Consider the following 9,873-nt stretch of genomic DNA (forward strand, 5'->3'; position numbering starts at 1 on the left):
GCTTATGCCTCGTTCAGTTGTGGTTGAGCTTTTGGTGCATTCACCGTAAAAAACTCATCGCCAAAGTTGTGATTGATTAGGTGCTGCGCATCGCAATCGCCTGCTTGGAATGGAATCAGAGTTAAACCGTAGCGGAACTCGTCCATGTAAACGCGGTAAGAATCGAGCACTTCGCTGCCCCAAGAGTTAGAGCCTAAGCCCATCACTTGGTGATCTAGGTTTAACGTGATGTAACCGCTTTTCTCTAGCTCAATGGTGTGTTGTGCTTGGTGCAGGTTTTGGTTGGTGTAGAACCATGCGCTGAAGTTGATTTCTTGCTGTGGTTTTACTGCAATACCATTACCCGCGCGGCTTGAAAGCGCAGCCCAACGAACGTGTTGGCGGTTGCCGTTGTTCTGTGGGAACGGGTAGTTCTCGAACATGTCTGCAACGGTTGATTGGTACACATCAATCATGTTGGCTTGCTTGCTGTCTTGGTAGTTCTCTTCAGGGCCGCGTCCGTAATATTGGACTTGGTCGAAGTCGCCGTTGATGCCCATATCAAAACCAATCACAGGAATTACATGAGGGTACTCACCGTAACGTTCGCCGCTTAGCTCAACGTTCAATTGGCCTTCAGCATTAACTTGGTAGCGATATTCACAACGCATGCCGAAATCGAATACTGGTGGAGCAATGATGCTGGTGGTGGTGATCTCTACCTTGCCATTTACCTGTTCAACGTTAACGCATTCAAGGTCAATGCTACGGAAGTGCTCCTGCATAATTTGCAAGTGTGCAGGCTCCCAGTAACCATCGTGCTCTTGTTTATGGTTATCGATCATTGGCTTGAAGAAGTTCAGCTTAGGCTCAGACTTAATCAGTTCCTCGCCATTCACTAACCATGACGTCAGTTTGCCGTTCACTTTCGAGAAGTTCAGAGCAAAGTTGTGGCCTTTGATTAGGTAGGCTAAGCGAGATTCTTCAACATTCAGTGCTGTCGCATTATTGTTAGTGAAGGCGTCAAGCTGTGCTGTGTTCTCTTTCACTTGGAACTGATAAACCGCAATGTCGTGGTTCGCTTCGCTGTATGAAGTACGAGAATCCTTACGAACTGTAAAGTTCACAAACACTTCACGCTCATCAAGCTCTGGCAAATTAAGCGTCAGTTCACGGCTAGAGTTCTCAGCCAGCTCTTCAATCTTGATGTGCTGTACGGCAATGGTTTCACCCTCAGCGCGGATTTCCGCAGTGATGGTGTAATCATCGATGTTTGAGAACCAAAGCTTGTTGTCTACTGTGAAGGTACCCGTTTGTGCATCGAAATCGCGAAGCTTCACCGGGGCAATCACTTGCTTGTACTCTTTCAAGCCAGGGCCTGGCGTTTGGTCTGGGTAGATCAAGCCGTCCATGCAGAAGTTGTAGTTGTTCGGGTAGTCACCGTAGTCACCGCCGTACTTATAGAACTCAGTACCCGCTTCATCACGCGCTAGAATGCCGTGGTCACACCATTCCCAAACGTAGTGACCTTGAATTGCATCGTGCTTGTAGAACACGTTTTGGTATTCGGTTAAGCCACCTGGGCCATTACCCATTGCGTGTGCGTATTCACAGATAATGCGTGGTTTTTCGTGTGGGAATTCACCGAAGGCATTCATCAGTTGAGCACGTGAGTACATGGTTGAAATGATGTCGACTACTTCAGCATCACGGTCTTCTTCATAATGAACCAGACGCGTGTCATCAATTGCTTTTGCTGCATCGTACATAGAGCGGATGTTGCAACCGTAACCAGACTCGTTACCTAGCGACCACATGATGATAGAAGGGTGGTTCTTCTGAGCGTGGATATGACGTTCGATACGTTCAACAAACACCGCTTCCCATGCGGCATCGTTAGTGATGCGGCTTAGGTCGCCAACGTTAGCAAAGCCGTGAGTTTCGACATCGGTTTCGCCCATAACGAATAGGCCATAAATATCACACAGTTCGTAGAAGCGTGGGTCGTTCGGGTAGTGCGCCGTGCGTACTGAGTTGATGTTGTGCTGCTTCATCAACACTAAGTCTTTCTCTACGCGATCCATGCCAACCGCACGACCTTTTAGGTGGTCGTTGTCGTGACGGTTTACACCGTGCAGCATCACGTATTTGTTGTTGATGTAGAACAGACCATCGCGAACTTTAATGTCGCGGAAACCAACGCGCTGTGGAATCACTTCCAACACCTTGCCGTCACCATCTTTCAGCGTAAGCAACAGTTGGTAAAGGTATGGGTTTTCAGCATTCCATTGAACAGGGTTCACGACATCGATAGAGAATTGAGTGTTCGCATTGCCGCCAGTCTGTTGGTTAGGAACAGTTAAGTTATCTACTGAGCCTTGGGAGATAACTTGGCTGCCATCAAGCAATGCGTACTCAAGAGTTGCGTTAGTCGCTGCTGCTAGGTTTTCTAGAGCAACGTTGCACGAAAGGGTCGCGCTTTGGTAAGCGTCGTCAAAATCAGTACGAACCATTAGGTCTTGAACGTGAAGTTGTTCTTTACCAACAAGGTAAACATCACGGAAGATGCCGCCTGTCCACCACATGTCTTGGTCTTCAATGTAGGTGGAGTCTGCCCACTGCATCACGCGAATAGAAAGTAGGTTGTTGCCCGCTTTTACGTGGCTAGAGATATCGAATTCAGCGGTTAGGCGGCTGCCCTTGCTGAAACCAACGTACTCGCCGTTTACGTAAACTTCGAAGTAAGTTTCAACGCCATCAAATTTGATGATGGTTTGTTTCTCGTCCCAGCTTTCGCCAAGGAAGAAAGAGCGTTGGTATGCGCCGGTTGGGTTGTCTGATGGTACGAAAGGCACATCAATTGGGAATGGGAAACCTTCATCTGTGTATTGAAGATCGCCGTGGCCTTCCATTTGCCACATGTTTGGAACCGTGATGTTTCCCCAGTCGCTCATTTCCTGAGAATAGAACTCTTCAGGAACCAATAGCGGATTGGTGAAATAGCTGAAATTCCATTGGCCACTCAATAGTTGGAAGTGGCTGCTCAGTTCACGCTGAAACGTTTTTGCATTTTTTTCTGATGCGTACGAGAAGAAGTATGCACGCGGTGCCATACGGTTCTCATGTAAGTTCAGGAAGTTTTCCCAGTTGTTCACGTTGCCTCTCTCTCGGTCTGAATGCAGTTTGCTGACCGACGTTCTTATGCGTAATTGGGTCGTAGTGAATACGAGTATTTTTGGATTGAGGTGATTATTAGTAAAAGTTTTACTAAATGAAAATGGTGAAAACGTTTTACTTTAACTTCATCACGTTTTTTATGGTCTTTTTACGGTGCTGTGTGATCCACTTAAAAGAATGCTATTGGCTGATTTATGTAGCAGATTAAAGAGGGGGATACGTGGAGATTGATGTATGTGACGGGCACAAAAAAGGCCACCTTCAACAAAGGTAGCCTTTATTTATCTACATGATATATTTAATTATTTTGTTGTATCGCGCAGCTTGAGTTTGCTTGGTACATAGACACGTAGTGGGATGGTTCGGCCGTCGCGTACTTTCTCAATCAGCAGATTAACGCCTTGAATTCCCATCAATTCAGAGTGAATACGAACAGTTGATAAAGATGGGAAGGTAAATTTAGCTGTTGGGATGTCGTTTACACTGATCAGCGCAATATCTTCAGGGATGTTTAATCCGTGCTCATGAACTGCTCGTAAAACGCCAATTGCGATGGAATCTGACGCAATAAACATGGCTTTAGGGTAGTCGCCCGTCGCGAGCATCTGTTTTGCAAGCTTGTAACCTGATGAGCTAGAGAAGTCACCACGGTAGATGTCTTGCTCACTGACAACGTTCTTGAGGCCACCATATTCAGCAAAAGCGACTTCACGAATATCAGGGGTATTGACGTCGTCTTGGCCACCAATAAAGCCGATGCGCTCATAGCCTTGGTTGATAAAGAAGTTGGTGATCTCTTTGCTGATCAAAGCCAGGTCGATATCGACAGAGTCATAAGGTTCTGAGTGATCGGTAAAATCGACATAACAGATATTATCGCTCAGCTTTTTAGCTTGCTCGATAACCTCTGGTGTCATTCTACCCACCAACAAAACACCTGTGATTGGTGCTGAATTGATCTGTATTTTACTTTCATAACAGTTGGTTAGCTTAACTTCCATCTTTTCACATTGGGTTTCAATCCCGTGGCGAATCGATAGATAGTAAGGGTCGTTAACTTCCGCTTCTTGCTTGTAGTTATACAGTGCTAGGAAGTGATGGTTTTGTTTTTTACTGCTAACGGTTTTTCGTGAGCTGCTGGTTTTGTATTCCAACTTCTCTGCAATTTCAAAGATACGCCTTTTGGTCTCTTCCTTGACGCTTAATGTTGGATCTTCATTGAGAACCCTTGAAACTGTAGCCAATGATACATTCGCTTCAGTCGCGATATCTTTTAACGTTGCCATACTCACTTCCTGTTATTGGAACATTGCGCTGCTTTGAAATTGGTATTTAGTAAAAAAGCAATGCACCTCTTTATTCTACAGACCTATTGTAATCAAACTGGACGTCATTGCATTAACTTTTAGTAAAATAAATGCTCAACTCATCTGTGATGTCTCAAATCTAACTATCTATAATTATCTTATTAAAATTCAATAAATTAGAGGTTAACAGCTATACATTTCCTCTATGTCATTAGCAGTACCAATGATGAAAGTTAGTGTAAACGTTTACACTTCGTGGTTTTGATCACAGAATTATAGTCAAAATGGCTGCTACTATTTCTGACATACGGTGCTACTGAGCTGAATGTCAGTTCGAGTTAGCCCACGAATGACGACAAAGAGAGGTTGATTGTGAAAGTACTGGTTACGGGCGGCATGGGTTACATCGGAAGTCATACATGCATTCAAATGATACAGGCAGGTATGGAGCCGATCATTGTTGATAACCTTTGCAACAGCAAAGAGCTAGTGCTGAAACGAATCGAATCGTTAACTGGCAAGCGACCAACGTTTTATCTTGGCGACATTCGTGACCAATCTTTTCTAGATGGCGTGTTTTCAGAAAACGATATCCAAGCGGTGATTCACTTTGCTGGCCTGAAAGCGGTAGGGGAGTCGGTGGCTAAGCCTTTGGAGTACTACGATAACAACGTTAATGGTTCACTAGTGTTAGCTCGAAGCATGAAGAAAGCGGGCGTGAAAAGCATCGTATTTAGTTCTTCGGCTACCGTTTACGGCGATCCAGAAGTAGTGCCGATTACTGAAACTTCACCAACTGGCGCGACAACCAACCCTTATGGTCGCAGCAAATATATGGTGGAAGAGTGCTTGAGCGATCTGTTCAACGCGGAGAACGATTGGAGCGTCACTTTACTGCGTTACTTCAATCCAGTCGGTGCACACCCATCAGGCACCATGGGAGAAGACCCACAAGGCATTCCAAACAACCTAATGCCGTTCATCGCACAGGTTGCTGTAGGCCGTAGAGAGAAGCTTTCTATCTTTGGAAACGATTACCCAACACCGGATGGAACTGGTGTTAGAGACTACATCCACGTAATGGATTTGGCTGATGGCCACGTAGCAGCATTAAAAGCCGTGGGCGAGAAAGCGGGCTTACACATTTACAACCTAGGTACGGGCAAAGGCTCAAGTGTACTCGAGATGGTTGAAGCCTTCGCACAAGCATCGGGCAAACCGGTTCCTTATGAACTTTGCCCACGCCGCGCAGGTGACATTGCCGAATGTTGGGCAAGTACTGAAAAAGCAGAGCGCGAGCTTGGCTGGAAGGCGACGCGTAGCGTGATGGAGATGACGGCGGATACATGGAATTGGCAGTCGAATAACCCACAAGGTTACTAAAGAACTTTTAAGCTATTGAAAAAATAGAGATTCCAGATATCTCGTGCCTTTATTCTGGAATGACGGATGAGCATAAGGCTATGAAGTGGTGGCCTTTGCACAAATAGCACAACGAGATTACACGTCATTCCCTACAGCGAGGCACGAGCGTGATAGGGAATCTCCTTGTAGAAGAATTATTCATCTTGGTGAATTGACCAAGACACAAAATTTGAGAGCAATCTAAACATGTCAAAAGTTGAATTTAACCCAGTAGACCACCCGCATCGTCGTTATAACCCATTAACGGGTCAGTGGATCTTAGTATCACCGCACCGAGCAAAACGTCCTTGGAGTGGCCAAGATGAAAAACCATCGACTGCGCAGCTTCCTGCGTATGAGAAAGAGTGTTTCTTGTGCCCAACCAATACGCGTATCTCGGGCGACGAAAACCCAGATTACGACGGCACTTATGTATTCAGTAATGACTTCGCGGCGTTGATGCCTGATTCACCTGACGCTCCAGAGTCTGATAACCCTCTATTCAAGACTCAAGGTGTTCGCGGGTTGAGCCGCGTGATCTGTTTTTCTCCGGACCACAGCAAAACGCTGCCAGAGTTACCAGTAAACAAGATTCGCGGTGTTATCGACACATGGAATGAACAGATTGAAGAGCTAGGTAAAGACTACCTATGGGTTCAAGCGTTTGAAAACAAAGGCGAGACCATGGGCTGTTCTCAGCCTCATCCGCACGGTCAGATATGGGCAAACAGCTTTTTGCCCAACGAGATTGAACGCAAAGAGAAATTGTTAAAAGAGTACTTCGAACAACAAGGTTCGAATCTTTTAGTGGATTACGTTGAAGCTGAAATGAAAGACGGCTCTCGCACTGTGGTTGAAACTGAACATTGGATTGCGGTGGTGCCTTACTGGGCGGCGTGGCCATTTGAAACCATGTTGCTACCAAAAACGCACATTCGCCGTATGAGCGAACTGACTGACGAGCAGCGTGATGATTTAGCGCTTGCGATTAAGAAGCTGACCAGTCGTTACGACAACTTGTTCCAATGCTCATTCCCGTACTCAATGGGTTGGCACTATGCGCCGTTCTTTGAAGAAGGCACGGACATCGATCACTGGCAACTGCATGCGTTGTTCTACCCGCCATTGCTACGTAGTGCTTCGGTTCGCAAGTTCATGGTCGGCTACGAAATGTTGGCTGAGTCTCAGCGTGATTTAACCGCAGAACAAGCAGCGCAGCGTCTGCGTGATTTGAGTGACGTTCACTATAAAGAGCAGTAATACGTTGCTTCGTAGATAACAAGCGAGATTCCTGATATCTCGTCCCTCGATTCTGGAATGACGGCAGGTGAAAGGCTGATGTTGTCATTCCCTACCGTGAGAGACGAATGAGATAGGGAATCTAAAAGAATTAAAGTGGTGCCGTGAAGGGGCCATAACCAATTGAACAAAGAGTTTAACCAGAGAGTTTACTTATGTCTGACCTAATCCAAAACGTGAAAGCATCTTTTGAGCAAGTCCTTGGTTACCAAGCGACTCATATTATCCAAGCACCAGGTCGTGTGAACCTGATCGGCGAGCACACTGACTACAACGATGGTTTTGTTCTACCGTGTGCCATTAACTACCAAACGGTAGTCGCCGCGGCTAAGCGTGACGACAACATTGTTCGCGTAGTATCAGTGGACTACGGTAATGCAGTCGATGAGTTCGATTTAACTCAAGAGATCACATTCCAACAAGACAAGATGTGGGCGAACTACATTCGTGGTGTGGTGAAGTGCTTAAAAGGTCGCGGCTTTGAATTTACAGGTGCAGACATCTCTGTAACGGGCAACGTGCCTCAAGGTGCAGGTTTAAGTTCTTCTGCGGCACTGGAAGTGGTGATTGGTCAAACATTCAAGGTGCTTTATAACCTAGAGATCAGCCAAGCCGAAGTGGCGCTAAATGGTCAGCAGGCCGAAAACGAATTTGTGGGCTGTAACTGCGGCATCATGGACCAAATGATCTCTGCAGAAGGTCGTGCAAACCACGCGATGCTATTGGATTGTCGTAGCCTAGAGACTCAAGCAGTTTCTATGCCAGAAGATATGGCTGTGGTTATCATCAACTCAAACAAGAAACGCGGCTTAGTCGACAGCGAATACAACACACGTCGTGAACAGTGTGAAGAAGCGGCGCGCATCTTTGGTGTTCCGGCACTTCGTGATGTGACCATTGAGCAGTTCAAAGCGAAAGAGTCTGAGTTAGATGAAATGGTCGCGAAACGTGCTCGTCACGTGATTACTGAAAATGACCGTACTGTTGAAGCGGCTCAAGCTCTGCGCACTCATGATATGAAACGCATGGGTGAGTTGATGGCTGAATCGCATGCATCAATGCGTGATGATTTTGAAATCACGGTGAAAGAAATCGATACGCTGGTTGATATGGTCAAAGAAGTGATCGGTGAGCAAGGTGGCGTGCGTATGACTGGCGGTGGTTTCGGTGGTTGTATTGTGGCATTGGTTCCACCTGCATTGGTTGATGAAATCAAAACAACCGTTGAGCAGAAATATCAAGCGGCGACGGGTCTAAAAGAATCTATTTATGTGTGCCAAGCGAAAGACGGAGCAGGCTTAGTTGAAGTAATCTAACGGCTTCGAGATTTAATATAGAGCTTACCAAGTAAAAAGATCATGGTAGGCCAAATGCTAAAGCCTTTACTTCAGGTAGAGGCTTTTTACTGGCACTAGAAGGAATTTAGAATGACACAAGAGCAAAACCTGCATCAATCCATGACGCAGACTCCTGCCTATGATGGCCAACCCGCTCAGTTAGTGACGCTATCAAATACGCATGGCATGCAAGTGACATTCATGGATATTGGTGCAACATGGTTGAGCTGTATCCTGCCAGTAAAAGGAAATAAAAGAGAAGTTTTGTTGGGTGTTAATTCAATGGAGAACTTCGAGAAGCAAGCCAGCTATATGGGCACAACCGTTGGCCGTTATGCTAACCGCATTGCCAATGGTCGTTTCAAAATTGACGGTCAGAACTACAAGCTGGAAACCAACCAAGCGGGCAACACCTTACATGGTGGCCCGAACGGATTTGATAAACGTCGTTGGAATATTGCAGAGCAAACCGAAACGTCAGTGGTGTTTACTCTAGAGTCTGCTGATGGCGACCAAGGATTCCCGGGGAATTTGAATGTGTCGGTGCGTTATGACATCACCGAAGACAATCGAGTTTCCATTAATTACTCTGCAACCACAGACAAGCCGACCGTGGTCAACCTAACGAATCATGCGTACTTCAATCTACTTGGCGCAGAAGCCGGACACGATTGTTTGTCACACATTGTCAGCATCAACGCCAATCAATTCTTGCCGACCAACTCGGTGGGAATTCCATTAGGTAACCTTAAATCGGTCAAATCGACCAGCTTCGACTTCAATCAGCCTATGATGATCTCAGAGCGTTTGTTGGGCGATGAACAGCAGAAAGCAGCAAAGGGTTACGACCACTCTTTCTTATTGGCTGACGGCTGCAAGCGCACTCAATGTGCCGCGACCGTAACCTCACCAGATGCGCTCGTCACACTAAAAGTATTTTCAACCAAACCTGCAATGCAGCTATACACCGGAAACTGGCTTGGTGGCACACCAAACCGAAGTGGTGGCAGCTATGAAGACTACGCTGGTTTGGCGCTAGAAACCCAGTTCTTACCTGACTCTCCTAACCACCCAGAGTGGAAGCAGGACAGTTGTATTCTCAAGCCTGAACAAGAATATAACTACAGTACCTGTTACCAGTTTGAATTTTCGGGGGATTCTTCAAACTAGTACGCTCTAGCTCAAAGCGGTTACGCCAATGTCTTTTGCTTGTGAATAGGACGATGTGAATTATCGCGTTGTTCTTGGGGGATGAGCAAAAGTGGCGCTCAACAAGAGTGCAGTTTATTAAGCGCGATTGTTGAGTATCTGAGTAAGGTAGGAAAGCCCTAACAGAAGCGATTCTGTTAGGGCTTTTTTTTGGTTCATCG

Annotated in this window: 6 protein-coding genes; 4 read left to right on the forward strand and 2 right to left on the reverse strand. The window is 46.1% G+C overall.

Annotation, left to right across the window (positions count from 1 at the left end; genetic code table 11):
- Positions 1-2: 2 nt before the first annotated feature.
- Together ebgA and ebgR are read right to left on the reverse strand one after the other, a co-directional pair.
- Complete coding sequence (gene ebgA, locus AB4482_RS12720; protein WP_372129076.1) at positions 3-3,134, reverse strand: beta-galactosidase subunit alpha; 3,132 nt, start codon at positions 3,132-3,134, stop codon at positions 3-5.
- 324 nt (positions 3,135-3,458) lie between these two features.
- Positions 3,459-4,442 (reverse strand): transcriptional regulator EbgR, encoded by a 984-nt coding sequence (gene ebgR / locus AB4482_RS12725; RefSeq protein ID WP_017069515.1) that lies wholly within the window; start codon positions 4,440-4,442, stop codon positions 3,459-3,461.
- A 393-nt stretch (positions 4,443-4,835) separates the two neighbouring features.
- Between ebgR and galE the strand changes: the two genes are divergently transcribed.
- The 4 genes from galE to galM all read left to right on the forward strand — a co-directional run bounded on the left by galE (position 4,836) and on the right by galM (position 9,673).
- The gene (gene galE, locus AB4482_RS12730; RefSeq protein ID WP_136978116.1) at positions 4,836-5,846 is read left to right on the forward strand and encodes a UDP-glucose 4-epimerase GalE; all 1,011 of its coding nucleotides are present in this window, start codon (positions 4,836-4,838) and stop codon (positions 5,844-5,846) included.
- Between the two features lie 228 nt (positions 5,847-6,074).
- Positions 6,075-7,127: a UDP-glucose--hexose-1-phosphate uridylyltransferase gene (locus tag AB4482_RS12735; protein WP_052878877.1), complete on the forward strand. Its 1,053-nt coding sequence runs from the start codon at positions 6,075-6,077 to the stop codon at positions 7,125-7,127.
- A gap of 194 nt (positions 7,128-7,321) precedes the next feature.
- Entirely contained in the window at positions 7,322-8,482 is a 1,161-nt protein-coding gene (gene galK, locus AB4482_RS12740) for a galactokinase (RefSeq protein ID WP_048612261.1), read from the forward strand.
- 111 nt (positions 8,483-8,593) lie between these two features.
- On the forward strand, positions 8,594-9,673 hold the full coding sequence (galM, locus tag AB4482_RS12745) for a galactose-1-epimerase (RefSeq protein ID WP_372074661.1): 1,080 nt from the start codon (positions 8,594-8,596) through the stop codon (positions 9,671-9,673).
- Positions 9,674-9,873 lie beyond the last annotated feature (200 nt).

Source organism: Vibrio sp. 10N.222.55.C7, assembly GCF_041473335.1.
Taxonomy (GTDB): Bacteria; Pseudomonadota; Gammaproteobacteria; order Enterobacterales; family Vibrionaceae; genus Vibrio; species Vibrio crassostreae_C.